The sequence below is a fragment of the Clostridium cibarium genome (assembly GCF_014836335.1).
Lineage (GTDB): Bacteria > Bacillota > Clostridia > Clostridiales > Clostridiaceae > Clostridium > Clostridium cibarium.
In genome coordinates, this window is sequence record NZ_JACSRA010000020.1 from 1 (window position 1) to 17,431 (window position 17,431).

General features: G+C 30.0%; 14 protein-coding genes and 1 rRNA gene. 10 read left to right on the forward strand and 5 right to left on the reverse strand.

Going from position 1 to position 17,431, the window contains the following annotated elements:
* From rrf to H9661_RS12390, 8 genes are all read left to right on the forward strand, one after another.
* Window positions 1-74: ribosomal RNA gene (gene rrf, locus H9661_RS20095) — 5S ribosomal RNA — on the forward strand; the annotation flags it as partial.
* 277 nt (window positions 75-351) lie between these two features.
* On the forward strand, window positions 352-2,139 hold the full coding sequence (locus H9661_RS12360; RefSeq protein WP_143317643.1) for a glycosyltransferase family 39 protein: 1,788 nt from the start codon (window positions 352-354) through the stop codon (window positions 2,137-2,139).
* A 215-nt stretch (window positions 2,140-2,354) separates the two neighbouring features.
* Complete coding sequence (locus tag H9661_RS12365) at window positions 2,355-3,323, forward strand: glycosyltransferase family 2 protein (RefSeq protein ID WP_143317642.1); 969 nt, start codon at window positions 2,355-2,357, stop codon at window positions 3,321-3,323.
* Window positions 3,307-3,726, forward strand: coding sequence for a GtrA family protein (locus H9661_RS12370; RefSeq protein WP_143317641.1), 420 nt, complete (start codon window positions 3,307-3,309; stop codon window positions 3,724-3,726). Before H9661_RS12365 ends, H9661_RS12370 begins: the two co-directional genes overlap by 17 nt.
* Window positions 3,727-3,750: 24 nt before the next feature.
* Complete coding sequence (locus tag H9661_RS12375) at window positions 3,751-5,931, forward strand: ArnT family glycosyltransferase (RefSeq protein WP_143317640.1); 2,181 nt, start codon at window positions 3,751-3,753, stop codon at window positions 5,929-5,931.
* Window positions 5,932-5,958: 27 nt separating this feature from the next.
* On the forward strand, window positions 5,959-6,819 hold the full coding sequence (gene galU / locus H9661_RS12380; protein ID WP_143317639.1) for a UTP--glucose-1-phosphate uridylyltransferase GalU: 861 nt from the start codon (window positions 5,959-5,961) through the stop codon (window positions 6,817-6,819).
* Window positions 6,820-6,896: 77 nt separating this feature from the next.
* On the forward strand, window positions 6,897-7,556 hold the full coding sequence (locus H9661_RS12385; protein ID WP_143317638.1) for a DedA family protein: 660 nt from the start codon (window positions 6,897-6,899) through the stop codon (window positions 7,554-7,556).
* A 348-nt stretch (window positions 7,557-7,904) separates the two neighbouring features.
* Window positions 7,905-9,899: a methyl-accepting chemotaxis protein gene (locus tag H9661_RS12390; protein WP_191769102.1), complete on the forward strand. Its 1,995-nt coding sequence runs from the start codon at window positions 7,905-7,907 to the stop codon at window positions 9,897-9,899.
* Window positions 9,900-9,955: 56 nt separating this feature from the next.
* Here H9661_RS12390 and H9661_RS12395 read toward each other — a convergent pair whose 3' ends face one another.
* The 5 genes from H9661_RS12395 to H9661_RS12415 form a co-directional block, all read right to left on the reverse strand.
* Window positions 9,956-10,135 carry an H-type small acid-soluble spore protein gene (locus H9661_RS12395; RefSeq protein ID WP_143317636.1) on the reverse strand — a complete coding sequence of 60 codons (180 nt, stop codon included), beginning with the start codon at window positions 10,133-10,135 and terminating at the stop codon, window positions 9,956-9,958.
* A gap of 65 nt (window positions 10,136-10,200) precedes the next feature.
* Window positions 10,201-11,487, reverse strand: a complete 1,287-nt coding sequence (locus H9661_RS12400) for a glycosyl hydrolase family 18 protein (RefSeq protein WP_191769105.1) — start codon at window positions 11,485-11,487, stop codon at window positions 10,201-10,203.
* Between the two features lie 105 nt (window positions 11,488-11,592).
* Window positions 11,593-13,161 carry an alpha-amylase family glycosyl hydrolase gene (locus H9661_RS12405; protein WP_143317634.1) on the reverse strand — a complete coding sequence of 523 codons (1,569 nt, stop codon included), beginning with the start codon at window positions 13,159-13,161 and terminating at the stop codon, window positions 11,593-11,595.
* A 164-nt stretch (window positions 13,162-13,325) separates the two neighbouring features.
* The gene (locus tag H9661_RS12410; protein ID WP_185966845.1) at window positions 13,326-13,922 is read right to left on the reverse strand and encodes a TetR/AcrR family transcriptional regulator; all 597 of its coding nucleotides are present in this window, start codon (window positions 13,920-13,922) and stop codon (window positions 13,326-13,328) included.
* A 248-nt stretch (window positions 13,923-14,170) separates the two neighbouring features.
* Window positions 14,171-14,536 carry a hypothetical protein gene (locus tag H9661_RS12415; protein ID WP_143317632.1) on the reverse strand — a complete coding sequence of 122 codons (366 nt, stop codon included), beginning with the start codon at window positions 14,534-14,536 and terminating at the stop codon, window positions 14,171-14,173.
* 195 nt (window positions 14,537-14,731) lie between these two features.
* Here H9661_RS12415 and H9661_RS12420 point away from each other — a divergent pair, with 195 nt between their 5' ends.
* Together H9661_RS12420 and H9661_RS12425 are read left to right on the forward strand one after the other, a co-directional pair.
* Window positions 14,732-15,718, forward strand: coding sequence for a 3-oxoacyl-[acyl-carrier-protein] synthase III C-terminal domain-containing protein (locus tag H9661_RS12420; RefSeq protein ID WP_191769107.1), 987 nt, complete (start codon window positions 14,732-14,734; stop codon window positions 15,716-15,718).
* Between the two features lie 38 nt (window positions 15,719-15,756).
* Window positions 15,757-17,334 (forward strand): class I adenylate-forming enzyme family protein, encoded by a 1,578-nt coding sequence (locus H9661_RS12425; protein ID WP_143317630.1) that lies wholly within the window; start codon window positions 15,757-15,759, stop codon window positions 17,332-17,334.
* Window positions 17,335-17,431 lie beyond the last annotated feature (97 nt).

Sequence of the window (17,431 nt, forward strand, 5' to 3'; positions counted from 1 at the left end):
ACAGGAAAGTTAAGCTCTACAGCGCTGATGGTACTGCATGGGAGACTGTGTGGGAGAGTAAGACGTTGCCAGGTAATTGAGAAAAGGATAGTGAAAACTATCCTTTTTTTGTTATATAAATATTTAACTATCATTGATTTGTTTAGCTTTATATTATGTTATATATTGACTATTTCTGTAATTAGATATTTGTAATTTATGTATCCTAATAGAATGTAATATAATATATAAATTTCAATCACATAAAGTTCACATAATTATTCCATAATATTGCAACAATTCATAGCTATAATGAGGTATGAATTGTAAGTGCATTATAATTAATATTTAAATAAAATGGAGGAATAGAAGATGTTTTTTAAAAAGCACATTTTGAAGATAAGCTTAGTTTTTCTACTAATATCCTCGGGAATTTTTTGTGGATATACAATATGGAATCATAGTAATAGTCAAAGTGTAATCGAAACTCAAATGGGTGAAAGAAATATGCCAAATGGTATGGAAAAATCGGATTCAAGTGATTCTAAGGAGATGGATCGAGGACAGACTCCACCATCAATGGGTGAAGGTGAAATTTCAAGTGAAGGACAAGCTCCATCTGCAATAGATGGACAAAAGCAAGGATTAAACGATTCAAGTAGTGAAGATCAAGGTCAAGAAACACCATCATTTGGACAGGATGAAGGAAATCAAATGCCAAATGGAGGAGGTGATGGAAATAAGCCACCACAAGGGCAAGATCAAGAATCAAACTCTAATGGTGGGTCAAAAATTAAAAATTTCATGCAGCAACGTTCAGGAGGTAAAAATGATAATTCTGGTTATGGTGCATCACTTGTAATATACTCAATAATATTTTTTGGCTTAGCTATAGGTGCTTATTTTATTATGAAATATAAAAAGATAAAGGTAGATCCTAAAAATCAAAAGTTAATAATTTTTACTGTTTTAGGTGTTGGGTTGTTCTTAAGGATTGCTTTAGGAGTATTAGTAGAAGGCTATACAACTGATCTTAACTTCTTTAAAACTTGGGCAACTAAAGCAGCAAATAGTTTGTCAGAATTTTATTCAGGATCTAGAGCAGCAGATTACCCACCATTTTTTATTTATATTTTATGCTTTATAGGAAAGCTTACAAGTATTTCGAGTTTAAGTGGATATAGTACATTATTAATTAAAATTCCATCAATACTAGCAGATATAGTAACAGCATATATCATTTATAAATTAGCTAAGAAATATATATCTTCAGAGATGAGTACATTGCTTGCAGTATTTTATATATTTAATCCAGCTGTATTTATTAATTCAGCATTATGGGGGCAAGTAGATTCTTTCTTTACAATGATTATAATAATTGCAGTGTATTTAATGTCAGAGAATAAAATAATATTATCTACTGTAATATTTACTGTCGGTGTACTTATGAAGCCGCAAGGGATTATATATCTTCCGATACTTTTCTTTGAAATAGTAAGGAGAAAAGATTTTAAGTTGTTATTAAAAATGGCAGCAGTAGCTATTGTTACCGCACTAATTATTATAATTCCATTTTCAATTAATCAAAGCCCATTATGGATTTTTAATTTATACTCAAATACAATATCAGAGTATCCATATGCATCTGTTAATGGATTTAACTTCTTTAGTTTAATTGGAGCTAATTATATAAAAAATAAATCAACATTGTTTATATTTAGTTATCATACTTATGGAATGTTATTTATAGTTCTTGTAACTTTATTTTCTTGGTATATCTATGCGAAAGGAAATGCTATTAAGTTTGCTCCATTAGCAGCATTAATTCAAATTGCAGGAGTATTCACTTTTTCAGTGGGAATGCATGAAAGATATTTATTCCCAGCTGCAGCTTTAGCTGTATTAGCTTATATATATCAAAAAGATAAGAGATTTTTACTTTTAGCTGTTGGATTTAGCATTACAATATTTATAAATACTTATGAAATTTTATGTGGAAATTCATTTTTGATGAATGGATTGACTTATGGACTTACACTTATAATGGCATCACTTTTAAATGTATTGTTATTTGGTTATCTTGCTAAGATAGGATGGAATTTAGTGCATAATTCATCGCAGCTAGAGGATAATGTAAAGGACACAATTAACAAAGTGTAGTTTTGAAGTTAAAAAATGAATAATTAGAGTAGTGGAAAATTGAGAATTTAGGCATGAGAAATGCTATATTCTCAATTTTTTATTATTATCACACAAAGTTCACATATTCTTTTGATATTAGTACAACAATTCATCTCTATAATTAACACCATAGAGATACAAGTTAGTTAGACGAATTTGTATAAAAATATAATCAATGAATGGAGTAATAGAAAATGAAGAAGGAAATTATTTATTCTGTTATAGTCCCTTTATTTAACGAGGAACTTGTAATTAGAGAAAGTTACAGAAGATTAAAGGAAGTTATGGAATCAACTAAAGAAGTTTATGAAATTATATTTGTAAATGACGGAAGTATAGACAAGACAGAAAAAATAGTTGAAGAAATTTGTGAACTGGATAGTAGCATTGAGCTTGTTAATTTCTCAAGAAACTTTGGACATCAGGCTGCAATAACAGCAGGAATGGATATATCAAAAGGAAAAGCTGTTATTGTAATAGATGCAGATCTTCAAGATCCACCAGAAGTTATGCTAGAGATGATTAAAAAGTGGAAAGAAGGATACGACGTAGTATACGGCAAAAGAGCTAAAAGAGAAGGCGAAACATTCTTTAAAAAATTTACAGCAAAGACTTATTATAGACTTTTAAAAAGTATGACAACAGTTGATATACCAGTTGACACTGGAGATTTTAGACTTATTGATAGAAGAGTATGTGATGCTTTAATATCTTTGCCAGAAAAAAATAGATTTGTAAGAGGACTTGTTAGCTGGCTTGGATTTAATCAAACTTCAGTAGAATTTGTAAGACAGGAAAGATTTGCAGGAGAAACAAAATACCCTTTAAAAAAAATGTTAAAACTAGCTTTTGATGGAGTAACATCATTTTCATTTAAACCGCTTATGATAGCAAACTATATTGGAGGTTTGTCGTTATTTATAGGATTTGTTTCATTTATTGGTGTAATCATAAATGATATAGTTAAGAACCTTAACATATTGAATTTAGGTTTTGTTTTATCAATTAACCTTATTATGTTTGGGTTGATATTCGTATTTATAGGAGTTATGGGACAATACATTGGCAGAATTTTTGATGAAAGTAAAAACAGACCTTTATATATAGTAGATAATATTGTAAATAAAAAGGAGGTTAACAAAGCTTATGAAATTAGAAGCTGATGATATAAAGCATTTATTTCACGGAAAACTTAAACATGTAAGCAAATTTTCACTTGTAGGAATAACTAATACTTTAATAGATTTTTTGGTATTTATAGTTTCTAATGAGTTACTTGGAGTAAATTATATTTTAAGTCAAGTACTTGGATATAGTTTTGGTGTTATTAATAGTTTTATCTTAAATAAAAAATGGACATTTGATGATCAAAGGTCCAGTAAAAAAACAGTTCATGAGCTTGTACAGTTTACTGTAGTTAATTTAGTTTCATTAATAATAACTATGGTAGCCATGAAGCTTTTAGTAACAAATTTAAATTTAAATCTGTATATTTCAAAGGTATTAGTAACATGTATAGCTCAAGTAACAAATTTTTGCGGATATAAATTATGGGTATTTAGCTAGAAGGTATAACGGGAGGAAATAATAATGGAAAAATTAAAGAATTTTAAACTAACGAAAGAAAAGATAATGCTAGGATTAATTTTAATATTATCTTGCATTTTAAATTTTACAAACTTAAGTATAGATGGATATGCTAATGAGTACTATGCTGCTGGGGTAAAGAGCATGACAACAAGTTTAAAAAACTTTTTCTTTGTAGCATTTGACCCAACAGGTTTTGTAACTATTGATAAGCCGCCTCTAGGGTTTATGATACAAGCTATTTCAGCTAAGATATTTGGATATAGTGGATGGAGTATAATTTTTCCACAAGCGCTTGCAGGAGTAATTTCAGTTGGTGTTATATATTACTTAGTTAAGAGATCATTCGGAACAGCAGCAGGTTTAATTTCAGCCTTAGCTCTTGCAGTAACACCAGTTTTTGTAGCAGTAAGCAGAAATAATACTTGTGATAATTTACTTGTTTTAGCATTATTATTAGCTTGTGTAGCTTTAACTAAAGCTGCTGAAAAAGGAAAACTATCATATCTTTTAATGAGTTTAGCTATTGTTGGTATTGGGTTTAATATAAAAATGCTTCAAGCATATATGGTAGTACCAGCTATATATTTAACATATTTAATCTCAAGAACAGTTTCAGTTAAAAAAAGAATTGTACATTTAATTTTATCAACAGTTGTTTTAGTAGTGGTATCTTTTTCTTGGGCTTTTGTTGTAGATTTAGTACCAACTTCAAGCAGACCTTATGTAGGAAGTAGTACTAATAATACTGAAATGGAACTTATTATTGGACATAATGGATTGGAAAGATTAGGACTTAGTGGATCTTCATCTGGTGGACCTAGTGGAGGTGGTGGAGAAATGCAACCTCCTGGGCAAGACGGAAGTAATAGTGAAATGATGCAAAACCAAGGTAGTAATGGTAATATGGGAGAAATTCAAATACCGCCAGATCAAGATGGAGATATGCAAACACCACCAGACGAAAGTGGAGAAAATAGTCAAATGCAAGGTGGTCCAGGAGGTCAATTTAGAGGATCACAAGGCGAAGATGGAAAAGGATCTAGAGAAGGTGGACCAGGTGGTCAAGGTGGTAGTGGACAAATGGGAGGACAGGATACACCAGCGAGCTTAACAAGACTTTTCTCAAATAATAGTTTATCTGATCAAATAATTTGGTTATTCCCAATAGCATTTATCGGATTTATAGCAGCAGCGATACAAGAAAAATTAAAGTTTCCAATAGACAATAGAAGAAAGCAAGCATTAGTATTATGGTTTGCATGGCTTTTGCCTGAATTTATATACTTCAGTTTTACGACTGGATTATTCCACCCGTATTATTTAACAATGCTTTCAGCACCAATAGCAGCATTATTTGGAATTGGAACAGTATCTATGTGGAATTTATATAAAGAAGGTGGCTGGAAATCATGGTTTTTACCAGGAGCTCTTGCAGTAAATGGAGGAGTTCAAGTACTATTACTTTCTTATTATTATAGTACAGTAAGCATTGCTAAGATACTTATGATAGCAGTTGCAGCATTAGGTTTTATATCTTCCATAGGACTTACTATTTTAAACTTAATGAAGAAAGATACTATGAAATTTAAGAAGATATTAATAACTACAGCATTAATAGGCTTATTTATTTCACCAGCAGTATGCTCTGCTACTGCTATTTTTAAAGAGATGGCAGGAAGTTTTCCATCAGCTGGATTGAGCTTAATGTCAAATAAAGGTCAAAAGGGACAGATGGGTGGAGCTTCACATGAATCAAGTGGTAGCACTTCGAAATTAATAGAATTCTTACAAAAAAATAAAACAAATGAAAAATATATCCTTGTAACTTCATCAACTAATGGTAGTGCTTCAGAGATAATTATAAAAACAGATGAATCAGTAATGGCGCTTGGTGGATTCTTTGGAACAGATAAGGTAATTACTTTAGATGAATTTAAGGAACTAGCTAAAAATGGTGAGATTAGATATGTAATGACAGGAGGCCAAGGAGGAAATTCAAGTGATATCATGAATTGGGTTCAAGAAGTTGGTACAAAGGTTGATAGTAGTGAATGGAGCGACTCAAATAAAGTCAGTAATGAATTAAAAGCTGAAGATGAGTCAAGTCAAAATAATCATAGATTTGGTGGAATGGAAGGAAGTCTTTATGATTTAAAATCCTTTACTGATAGCCAAAACTAAAATGAATAGAAGAAGGGTTCTGAGAATATGAAAATAAGAAAAGCAATAATTCCAGCGGCTGGGTTTGGTACAAGATTTTTACCAGCAACAAAGGCACAGCCTAAAGAGATGCTACCTATAGTTGATAAGCCAACAATTCAATATATAGTGGAGGAAGCTGTAGCTTCTGGAATAAAAGAGATATTAATAATAACAGGAAGAAATAAAAGAGCTATAGAAGATCATTTTGATAAATCAGTAGAACTTGAAGATGAGCTTGAAAATAATGATAAAGAGGAACTGTTAAAACTAGTGCAAAATATAAGCAATTTAGTTGATATATATTATATACGCCAAAAAGAGCCGAGGGGTCTTGGTCATGCAGTAAGCCTTGCAAAAACATTTGTTGGAGATGAAGCTTTTGCAGTAATGTTAGGAGATGACATTGTAGATAGTAATGTTCCTTGTCTTAAGCAACTAATGAGCTCATATGATCAATATAAAACAACTATATTAGGAGTACAACCAATAGATATGGCAGACGTGGTTAAATATGGTATAATAGATGGTGTTAAAATTGAAGATGATGTTTATAAGGTTAAAGATATGATAGAAAAACCTAAAAAAGAAGAAGCACCAACTAATATAGCTGTTTTGGGAAGATATATAATAACACCTAGTATATTTGATGTGCTTGAAAAAATTGAGCCTGGAAGAGGAGGAGAAATACAGTTAACTGATGCACTAAAGGAAATTGCTAAGAGAGAAGCTGTATATGCCTACTGTTTTAAAGGTAAAAGATATGATGTTGGAGATAAATTTGGATTTTTAGAAGCTAATATAGATTTTGCGTTAAAGAGAGAAGATTTAAGAGACAAGCTTACGTCGTATATTTCAAGTATTAAATAGATTATGGGGATATTCCTAAGGTTATTAGGGATGTCCTCTAATTTTTTATTAAATAATCACATGGAAGGAAGAAAAAAATGAGTTTAATTGAAAATTTTATTGACGTAGTATTACATCTTGATAAATATTTAAGTGTAATAATACAAAACTATGGAATATGGACTTATGCTCTTATATTCATAATAATATTTTGTGAAACTGGATTGGTTGTTACTCCATTTTTACCAGGAGATTCAATTTTATTTGCAACAGGAGCATTAGCGTCTATAGGAGATATGAAATTAATAACATTATTTATAGTGTTCTTTTCAGCAGCTGTAATTGGAGATACAGTAAACTACTTTATAGGGCAAAAGATTGGAGTTAAAATTTTAGAAAAAGAAAATGTAAGATTTATAAATAAAGAATATCTTAAAAAAGCTCATGTATTTTATGAAAAGCATGGTTCAATGACTATTGTAGTAGGAAGATTTATACCTATAATAAGAACTTTCGTACCTTTTATAGCTGGAATAGGGGAAATGAGTTATTCCAAATTTATTACTTATAACATATTTGGCGGATTTCTATGGGTTACTTTATTTTTAGGTGGTGGATATTTATTTGGAAATCTACCAGTAATTAAAGAACACTTTTCATATGTATTAATTGCTATTATATTTATTTCGCTTATTCCTGGAGTTATTACATTTTTTAAGGAAAAGAAGAGTGGCAGAAAAGAAGCTGTAGATGAATAAAATAAAATTATTTTTATTCATTCCAAAACCTAGAACAACACTTATATTAGTATTGTTCTAGGTTATTTTAGTTTGTAGATATTTGGAGAAAAACTTATAGATATAAATAAAAGAGAAATTTAATCAATAAGATACTATTTACCCAAAAAGAAAGGTTGTGGTTTTTAATGCTAATTTCGACAAAATAAGCGTTGTGTTTTGAAGAAAAAGATAATATAATTATAAAAGTATTAAAAAGGGTTTACTTGTTGAATATTAGATATTCAACTCGAAATTGATATCAAGTATAGATTGACACTAAAGATGATTAAGTATCTTGATATACTAGTTTAAATGAAGGAGTAGATTATGAGGAGTATAAAGGGAAAATTAATAGTATTTTTGGGGGCATTAATAGGAGTTATATGTATAGGGCTAGGAGGAATTTCGTTTATTATTTCATCAAATGCATTAACGTCTAATATAGGAAAAACACTCCCTAAAATTGCAGAACAAACTGCGAGTAATATTCAAGGAAGAATTGAAGGGAGATTAAGTTACTTAGAGGCTGTTGCTGCAAGAGACGATATAGAGAATCCTAACAATTCGTGGGAGAACAAGAGAACAATTCTTTTAGATGAAGTTAAAAAAAGTGGAAGCATTAGAATGAATATTGCAGATATAAACGGAGAGGCAAAAGCTAGCGATGGAAAAACTTTTAACATTAAGGATAGAGAATACTTTCAAAAGGCTTTAAGTGGTAATAGTAATGTATCAGATCCAATTGTGACTAAGACAGATAACTCTGTATCTGTTTTGTATGCAACACCTATTAGATATAATAATCAGATTGTTGGAGTATTAGTTGAAACACGAGATGGTAATGCGTTAAGTGAATTAACTGATCAAGTTAAATTTGGACAAACAGGAACTGGGTTCATGATAAAAGAAGATGGGACAACTATAGCTAATCCAAATAGAGATTTAGTGTTACAAATGAATAATGTAATTGAGGATGCAAAAAAAGATTCTGCCTTGCAATCTTTAGCAGATATTCAAAGTAAGATGATTGCTAAAGAAACAGGAATAGGTGAATATAAATATGATGGGAAAGATAAGTATATAGGTTATGCACCAGTAGGTGGAACTGATTGGTCTGTAGGTATTGTCGTAGAAAAAGGTGAAATATTATCAGAATTAAACAGTTTGAAAGTTTCAGTTGTGTTAGCATCTACAATATTTGTAGTAATTGGAGCTGCTATTATTTATATTATTGCTAATAATATAACAAAAGGAATAAAATCAACTTCAAAACATTTAGAATTGTTAGCAGAAGGTAATCTATGTGAAGAAGTTTCTCCTAAGTATTTGAAATCAAAAGATGAAGTTGGGGATATGACTAACTCAATGAAGGTAATGCAAGAAGCATTAGGAACGATGATTAAGCGAATAAAAGAAAATTCTTCCAATATTAATGCTCAATCAGAAAATTTATCCTCTGTTTCAGAAGAGATAGCAAGTGTATCGCAAAATGTCACAGAAACAATTTCTGAGGTTGCAAAAGGAACAAATACCCAATCTGAGGATTTAATAAATATAACAGATATTCTTGATGATTTTAGTGATAAGTTGTCAGAAATGGTTAAGGAAATACATGTTGTAGATTCAAATTCTAGAGAAATAAGTTTAATGGCAAATGATAGCAGTAGTGAAATGAACGGATTAAATCAATCTGTAGTAAATGTGAGCAATTCATTTAAAGAATTTTATAGTAAAATCATGGCACTTGGAAAAGATATAAATGAAATAAATGAAATAACAAGTTTAATAAATAGTATTGCAGAGCAGACAAATTTATTAGCACTAAATGCAGCCATTGAAGCAGCTAGAGCAGGAGAAGCAGGAAAAGGGTTTTCAGTAGTTGCAGAGGAAATAAGAAAACTTGCTGAACAATCAAAAACGTCATCAGAGAACATTAGTAAATTGATTAATGCAATATCTAATAATACTGACACTATAGTTAAAGAATCAATTACAATGGATGATGAAATAATGAATCAAGCTAAAACTATAGACAATTCAATAATATCTTTCAAGAAGATAATACAAGCAGTAGATGAAGTAATTCCTAAGATTGAAACAGTTAAAGGTTCGGCTGAAAATATAGAAAATGATAAAAAGACTATTTTGAATAGAATAGATGCATTATCTTCAGTTTCACTAGAAGTTTCAGCATCAGCAGAAGAAATTTCAGCATCAGCAGAAGAAATGAATGCTTCAACAGAAGAAGTTGCTGCTTCAGCACAAATACTTAATAATATGACTAATGAAATGATAGAGGAAGTAAATAAATTTAAAGTTTAACGTAAAGAGTTTAAATAAGAAACTAGAGTCTAAATTGGATTCTAGTTTCTTACTATTTATTGTTCTATTAGAGAGTTTAAAGATACCTCTTGTTTGTTTGTAGGTTGGCCAAGTTGATGGATACAAGCAGTTTCCTTATTGTCATCGACACTTTCAATATAAACTTGTGCTCCATTATATGTTACATTAGCCATTGTTGTTGAGGAAGCAATTGTTTTTGCACGTTCTTTATTCATAATTAAATTCTCCTTTTATAATTTTAGTAACAGATATAGTTTTTCCGTAGAATTTATAAAATATTCTAGCGTTTGACTACATCAAAGTTTTCTTCTATAAGGAGCCAATTTTGAGGAAACGAAAGACCTAGTTTCCAATAACTGATACCTCGTAAACCTAGTTCTTTTACAAGATTAAATTTGGCTTGGATTGAACGTGCATCTTCAAACCATACAATATGATTACTACCAGTTGTATCTCTGTAATTAAAATAAGGAGCCTCAGCAGTATAATCGTAATTAATTGGTACATTATTTTCTGAGGCAATTCGTATAGCACGTTGAGGGCTGAGAGATCTTGCATATCTTTTCTTCGGTACGTAAGGAAGTGTCCAATCGTATCCATAAAGGTTTTGTCCCATCATAATTTTAGAAGCTGGCATTTCTGTTAAGGCATATTTAATTACTTGTCTTACTGGACCTATTGGGGACACAGGCATTGGTGGACCAGCACTGTAGCCCCACTCATAAGTCATTAATACAACAAAATCAGCAATTTTACCATGGGCTTTGTAATCATGGGCTTCGTATAATGTACCTTTTTGGGTGGCACTTAGTTTAGGTGCTAATGCTGTGGAGAGAAGTAAGCCTTCATTGGATATCCTATCTTTTGTTTTTATCAAAAAGTTGGTATAATTATCTTTCAATTCCGGAGGTAAATACTCCATATCAAAATGAATATCACTAAAGTTATATTTTCTAGCTACTTGAAGGATGTTGTCAATTATAGCATCTTGCACTTTTTCATCGGTTAAAATAACTCTTCCAAGGGAGGTGCTAAAAGTTCCTTTCTCAATATTAGTGAGGACCATCATCAAGGTTGCATTGTTGCTACTAGCAATAGAAGTAAGATCATCTAATATAGGAGATTCAAATGATCCATCCCTTTTAATTTCAAAACTAAATGGTGCAATATATGTTAAAAAAGGTGCAGCTTCTCCATCTGTTTTTTCTAATTCAGCTGGAATACTCCCACCAGCAAGTTGAGCGTATGCATTTATTTCAGTTCTTGTTTTAGGCATTTCAGGAATATATAATCTTAATCCAATTGGCAAAGGTTGAATTAGGGAAATTCTATTAATTTCAGCAAGTTTTCTGTAATTTATTCCAAATTTACTTCCTATTTTGTACAAGCTATCCCCAGGTTCAACCCAGTAATAGCTCCCTATTATAGGAATTACCAATGCTTGACCTACTACCAATTTATTAGGGTTTTGAATTTCGTTAGTTTTTGTAATTGCTGATACTGTAGAATTATAGGTTGTAGCTATCTGGAAAATTGATTCTCCTGGTTGAACTATATGAGTTTGCATAATATCTCCTTAAATTTTAAAAATTACCTATATCATTATATGGAAATAAAAAATATTTGTACTAATCGTGAAATTTACTTTTTAATTATGAGATAGTTTGTAAAATTAATTAATAGGCACGTGCCAATCTTTGGCGTTATTATTATCCCAATTACTACCGTCGGTAAAACAAAAATCCAATCTAGTTGCAGCTTCTAATGGTACAGTTATAGTAGCTATCCATATATTTTTATAAATAGAGGTCATAGGAGTACTAGTAACCTTGTTAAAACCATCGTATCCCCAATGTAGATTCATATTAGAAGAATTACTTAGTTTTCCATAAAAGGCGTTATAAGTTATTATTAAGTTTCCACCTACAGTTGGAATAGAAGGAATCAAGGAAACTATATCTTTGTTAAGTTGTTCGCTAGATAAAATTATAATTGAGTTTTTAGGTATATTTCCATTAATTACATTACTTGAAACTGTTAATGTGCAATTGTCACTGCCTTGATTTTTGTAACATCCATTTCTCAAATTAGTTGGGGAGTTAATATAGGTGCTTGAACCAGCATTTATAATTACAGTGCCAGAAGATCCACGATCAATAATCATAGTTGAATTATTATTTGTCCATCTTAGATATTCATTTTCTTTTAGCATAGAGTTATGAAAATGGTTAATTGCAGCTATATCAGGATCTTTCCACAATGGATCGCCTTCAGTACCTATTGAACTAGTAGGCCTACTGAAAAATAGAGGAGTAGAACCTGCACGAGATGCAATAATAGCCCATCCTAATTTTATTTGAGTATTTGTTAAATCTCTACTTGTGCCATCTTCATAGGTGTCATGAGTTTCAACAAAGGTAACAGCTTTATCAGCAGGGATTTTCATTGAATCTGGGTTAATTAGACTTAAATTGTTAGAGCGAAGAGCATCTCTTAATGTATATCCATAAGAAGTGGCAGTGATATCCATAAAGGATTCATAGGCAGAAGTATTATCTGCTAGACTGCTTTGAAGTATTTCACCGTATATAAATAGATTTGATTTGTTTTTTAAGTTATTTAGAACATTGTTCCAATAGTTCCCAGACCAGGGCTGGTTGTAATCAAGACCTAGATTAGTTTCAATGTGTTTTGCAGCATCAAAACGAAATCCATCTGCACCAGCATCTATACACTGATTTAAGAATGAGATAGCTTTGTTTTGGACTTCAGGATTTTGAGTATTTAAATCTGGCATACCAATACCTTTTTGAGTTATATCATGTCTATTATTCCAATCAGTACATTGTCCATCTTTATGATAGTAATTAGGATTTTTAAAATTAGGATCAAGGTCAGATGATAATGAGTCGCCTGTTCCTGCCATATGGTTCATAACTACATCAACTATAATAGAAATTCCATATTTAGAGGCTTCGGAGCAAAGTGATATAAAATTATCATAACTTCCAAGTTGAGTATTACCTATTGATTCGTTAGTTGGTTGGTATAATAGCCACCATTTAGAGGGATCAGTGCTTGGTTCTTTAGTTCCTTGAATTGGTGAAACCTGAACAGATTTATATCCTGACTTAGAAATACCTTCTAATTCATTTTTTATGGTGGTAAAAGACCAATTAAATGCATGGAGAATAGGCATGTTTTCAGAACTAGATATTGAGCTAGTGTTTTCATTTTGCATTTATACTCACACTCCTTAATATTTATGGTTTTTGGAAAAAGTTTTGATAGGCCATAATGATACATATATTTATATTAAAATATATGTAAAGCAGAAGTGAAAATATGTCAAGGATATAGAAATTAAAGTTGTATATTTAAGATAATTATAGTATTTTTTAAACATTACGTAATAATATCTTTAAATACTCCATTATATAAGGTAAATATAATATTACTTACAAGTTGTGCTAACTCTTCAGGTGTTTCTTTCATTCCACTTTTTATCCATTTCTGAATGATACCAAGTTGAGCAGAGGAAGCAAAAGGAGCTATATATTTGATAGGCATTTTTTCAGCATCATGACTTATTGATAAATTTTGAATTAAAGAGTTTTCTATAAAGGTTCTAATTTTCATTTGAAAATTTAAATCTCCATTAGGACCTAATATAACTTTCATAAAATCAGAATTTTTTTCCACATATGTGTATACAGAGGTAAAGATATGGATTAGCACTTCTTTTTTTGATGGTAGTATAAAGTCATAATGAAGTTCTTTCAATACATTATTTAAGATATTATTTAATTCTTCTAAAACTTCGTTTTCTTTTTGTTCTAGCAGATCATATTTATCTTTGAAATGAAGATAAAATGTACCTCTATTTATATCTAGTTCATCAGTTAAATCTTTAACCGTTATTTTCTCAAAATCCTTTTTCGAAATTAGCTTTACTAAGGCATTTTTAAGTAAGTTTTTAGTTTTGTCACTTTTTCCATTCATGTACATGTCTCCTAAATTATATTAATTATAATGATACTACTAATATGTATGACTTCATTATAATGGTAAAACCAATATACAATCAATAAAAAGAAATTAAGATAAAGAGCAGAAAAGTTTGAAAAATAAAAAAGGCTTGTCCTATAAAGTATAGATATTGTTTTAAATAATACCTATTTGAAGAAGGAAGCCTTTTATATGTAAAATGTATTAAATACATTAATACACTTTTAAATTATATTCTATAATTATTTAATTTCGTTTATAGAATCTACAAATTCAAAATGATCTTCTATGTTTGCTGCTTTTAGAACTCTCTTTATTTGCATTTTTGTAACTATTTGTTCAGGGTTTACAACAAAAATTTTTTTGAAGTCAGTATAGTCTTTGTATATATTGATAAGATCATCTTCTGCATCTCTAGGAAAAGCTTTAAGAGTCCCTCCAATAAGAATTAAAATAGTGTTTTTTACATCAACAGAATTTTTTAAAGATTTATAATCCTTCATAAAGTTTTCAATCATTTCTGGCTTTGCAAATCCTTCAAAACTAATTATTACTTTTTTTTCTCCATCTTTCCTTTCAATAGAATAACCTAAATTATTTGATGTCATAATAAAATATCCTCCTCATTAATACAATTTATTACATTATAACATATTTATTCAATAAATGGTATTATATTATCTAATGAATGACATTTCTTTTTAAGTGTGATATATTGGTATTAAAGTATAAAAATGTATGGGAGGTGAAAATTATCCAAATATTTTGTGAAATATACAGATTATATTTGAGATAAGAAAAAAATGAATAATATACAAATAAGAAATATTGAAATTTATCATGGATCTAAAATTGTTGGTAATGAATACTACTTTGAACATTTCAAAAAGCTTGGAAAGGATATAAAACATTTTATTGAAGATGTTATGGGGAGGAAGAACAGATATTTGTTAGATTCGTCAAAGGAAAATAGTTTAACTATGGCGATAGAAGCTTCAAAAAGGGTATTAAGAGCATCAGATTTAAATGGAGAAGATATTGATATGATTGTATTTTCTAGTGTATTACCTGAGTATGTAAGTCCACCATCTTCATTTATTCTCCACAATGCAATTAGTGGAAAAGAGAATTGTTTATGTCATGACATGAATGTAAATTGTATTGGTATGACTTATGCTTTAAATTTAATTAATGGATATATGAAAGCAGATTCAGATATTAATACAGTTTTATTAGTTGGCTCAGATTTTCTTACCCCACAGGTTGATCCAGATAATGAATTATGTTATGGAGAATATGGCGATGCAGCTTGTGCAATTGTATTAGAAAGAACATCTCGTGATTGTGGTGTAATTGATTGTAAGGTATCTACTCAAACTATTGCTGTAGATGAAATTAGATTTCCAAGATGCGGTTTTTCTAATATGTATGATGCTGAAAAGAAAGATTTATATGCTAAATGGGATTCATATCAGATTCATTGGTTTGATAGTGTAATAAATAATATGAATTCTATTTTAAAAGAAAATAACCTATCGGTTGAAGATATTTCCATGTTTTGTTTCTCACAATTTTCATATAGCAATATCGTTAAAATAAGGGAAACTATGAATATAGGTGAAAGCAGAAGCCTTTACATAGGTGATACTTATGGATATACTGGTACATCAAGTCCGTTTATTGTTCTTTATGAATCAATAAAAAATAATAAAGTTAAACCAGGTGATTATGTAATGTTTTGGACTATTGCTTCAGGTACAAGCCATATGGCTTTGTTGTTTAAATATTAATATATATAAATAAATTTTGGATTAGAGGTGCATTACTCATGATATTAATTAATGAAACTATAGGATCATATATGGATAACATTTTTGAAAAATTTAAGGAGGAAGAAGCCTTAGTATATGTGGAGGATAATAGACGATATACATATAAAAGTCTAAGAGAAGAGGTAGATATCATAGCTAAGAGTTTAATATCTATCGGAATAAAAAAAGGGGATCACGTTGCGCTATTATCATGTAATTCACCTGAGTGGATTATAGTGTTTTTAGCTACATTAAAAATAGGAGCTGTATTAGTTTGCTTAAACTACTCTTCAACAGAAGCAGAAATAGATTATATGTTAAAGCAATCTGATTCAACTATATTAATTGTAAGTGATAAAGATATGATTGAAAAAGTTGATTTGGAGAAGTTTGATTATCTTAAAGTTACTGTGAAAATGAAAACTCTATTCAGTTTAGGGATTATAATGTCTCAAATGAAGAGGGTGTTAAATGAAGAGCTAGAGAATGTTTCAAAGAATGTTTCGCCAAGTGATATCGCAACAATTATTTATACATCAGGAACTACAGGGACTCCTAAAGGTGCTGTTTTTAGTCATTGTGCTGTTTTAAATGGGGTTCTTTCATTTATAAAAAATTTTGGTTATACTTCAAAGGATAAAATTTTAGTTACACTGCCATTACATCATATAATGGGTGGACTTTATACAGCATTTCTTGGACTTCTTGCTGGAAGTACTGTAATACTAATGAAAAAATTTAAAACTTACATTGCACTTCAGACAATTGAAAGTGAAAAATGTACTGGATTTCATGGCGTTCCAACTATGTATGAATATTTATTAAACAAATGTGAAGCGTATGATTTGTCTAGTTTGAGGGTGGGAATGATCGCTGGGGCAGTTTCTTCAGAGAACTTTATCAAAGATATTATGAAAGGTCTTAAAATCAATGAAATAAGCAACGATTTTGGACAAACTGAAACATTAGGAGTTACACAAACTATAATTAAGGATAAAGATGATCCGAAGATAAATACTGTAGGGAAGCCAGTTAAGCATGTACTTTTAAAAGTATGTGATTTGAAAACAGGGGATATACTATCACCAAATGTTGAAGGTGAGATATATGTAAAAAGTCCATATTGCATGATAGGATATTATAACAATTCAAAAGCTACAGAGAGCACAGTAATTGGAGGTTGGGTTCATACTGGTGATATTGGATATATTGATGGAGATGGATATCTGTATATTAAGGGACGATTAAAAGATGTAATAATTAGAGGGGGAGAAAATATATCACCAACGGATATTGAAATTCACTTAAATGATCATCCTGAAATTGAAAATGCAGTAGTAGTGGGAGTTCCAGATGAAGTATTAGGAGAAGAGATATTTGCTTTTATTAAGGCTAAAAAATTATTTAAGTTAACTGAGAAAGATATATTTGATCATTTATTAGGCAAAATATCTAGATATAAATTTCCAAAGTATATTGAATTTATAGATGAGTTCCCATTAACATCAACGGGTAAAATTAAACGAAGTTCCCTAAGGGAAATTGCAATTGATAAAATTAAGCTTCTAGAATTAAATGAGGTTGCCATAAGTTGAATTAGAAAGAATAGTTTGAAATAATTAATTGATTTCAAACTATTTTTTTTATGATAATACTTTTTTAGACATATTACTGTTATGTGTTTATAAATGA